Source organism: Candidatus Parvarchaeota archaeon (genome assembly GCA_016866895.1).
Lineage (GTDB): Archaea > Micrarchaeota > Micrarchaeia > Anstonellales > VGKX01 > VGKX01.
In genome coordinates, this window is sequence record VGKX01000186.1 from 1 (window position 1) to 1943 (window position 1943).

Annotated in this window: 2 protein-coding genes; both read right to left on the bottom strand. The window is 49.1% G+C overall.

The genetic code is table 11. The features are described 5' to 3' along the window. Nucleotides 1–739: hypothetical protein (locus FJZ26_05740; protein MBM3229910.1), on the bottom strand; the 739-nt coding region annotated here is incomplete at its 3' end. Between the two features lie 106 nt (nucleotides 740–845). Then, complete coding sequence (locus tag FJZ26_05745) at nucleotides 846–1793, bottom strand: hypothetical protein (GenBank protein MBM3229911.1); 948 nt, start codon at nucleotides 1791–1793, stop codon at nucleotides 846–848. Nucleotides 1794–1943: the final 150 nt, after the last annotated feature.

Consider the following 1943-nt stretch of genomic DNA (forward strand, 5'->3'; position numbering starts at 1 on the left):
AGTCTGCAGCAATCCCCTCAAAAACCCTCAGGTCAAAGTCGTCGTTTTGGGCGCTTATGTCGGTCAGGTTTTCTGGAAGCTTTGGTTCAGGTATTCCAAGCGTGCTTTCAACCTTGCTTGATTGCGGGCTGAATGCTATCTGTGCAGCCTGCGAAAGCTTGTCAACCTGGGCAATGGAAAGCCCGTACCTGTATGAAATTGTCGAAAGCAGGATTTTTTCAAACGCCTCCTGCCTTGGGGTTACAAACACTTTTTTCCCCTCCTGTCCGACTCCGCTTGCCTTTTCCGCAAGCCCCCCGACAGGCTCAACAAACCCTTCAGACCCTATAGAGCCTGAAAATGCGGCGTCATCCCGAACTGACTTGTTTTGCAGGATTGCCAGGGCAGCTATAGCAATCCCAAGGCTGGCTGAAGGCCCCTCTATTGATTTGCTTATAGTGTAATTTTCTACCCTGAGAAGATAGTCGCACTGCTCTGCCCAGCTTACATTTGCAAGCTCAATTGACTGCCTTATGGCTATTTCATGCGAGCCTTGCGTGGATGAGCCAACCCTGGGGCTTGTGGCAAAATAGGACCTTCCTGTGCCATCAACAGTCTTAAGTGTGAACCTCACTATTTTTCCAGAGTCTCCTACAACTGCAGGCACAAATACGCTTTTTTCATCATTTACGCACGATGCAAAAAGCCCCTGCGCCAGGATAATGGCAACAAAGGCAAAAGCAATAATCAGTTTTCCCATCAAACCATCATTTCCTGCAGGCTTTCCCTATTTTTCCCGCGATATTTTCTACCTAGCCTTTTTTGTCGGCTATCAAGTATAACAATTTCCATCGCAATTTATCAGTTTACATTTCAATACTTGCGCTTCCTATGATTCTCATCTTGCCTTCGGGCTTTGCAAGCACGACTTTTGCCCCAGGCGGGAAAGCCATCTGCGCATCATTGACAGTTTCGGCGCTTATTGTGGCTTCCTGTCCGCTTCTTTCTATGCCCAAGACCCTGATGGGCTTGTATGACATGCAGCATGAGGCAAATATCTGGTCCGGGGACTTGATTTCATCCCTGTAAAATTTGCTTATTTTGGCCTTCAGGGTAAACTTCTTTGCGCACTTTATGCTTCCTGGCGGCGCAAGTACGCAGCCCCTTTCGATTTCCCCGGCATCCAGGCCCTTTAGCGCAAGCCCGACTCTGCTGCCAACTCCCGCCTGCGACACGTCCTCATCGTGCACCTGCAATGAGCGCACAGCGCACTTTTTGCCAGTTGGGAAGACTTCAAGCTCCTCATGCACTTCCACTCCCCTGCCATAGACCTGGCCCAGGGCAACCGTTCCGACGCTTTTGACTGCAAAAGCGCTGTCAACAGGTATGTAAAGGCCGCCATTGCCGCCACTCTGGCTGACCAGATTGGCAAAAAAATCCCTTGCAACAGGCCCTTCAGGCGGTGCCTCAGCTGCCCCTGCAAGAGCCGTGCCGGCAACAAGCCTTTCAAACCCCTCCCTGTCCATGTAGCTGTAATCCACATACGCCTTCTTTTCAAGCGAATCCAAAAGGACTATCATCTCGCCTAGCTCGCGGGTCGGCTGGCGGGGGACTAATACTTCAAAATCAGTCATGCTGGCGCAATACAAAAGCGGCGAGAGCTTTTCAGGGTAGCCTGTCGGCTCGTAGGCGCACAGATAGCTTTCCTGCCCTTTGTGGTTGTAGATTGTATAGTCGCTTGCAGTGCCCTTTTTCCCAAGGTGGGTTGCATAGGTTTTCTCAGTGTCAAAAACGCCAAGATTTATGTTTTGCATATTTTTCAATCTCCAACTCGCGCAAGTATATCAAAAATTTAATTTAAAAATTGCTGATGCAATTTTTAGGCATAGTTGTGCTCCCTTCTGTCGCACAACATGCCGTAATTTTTCGCTGCTGCTCAAAATTACATGTAAAAATTGCTGATG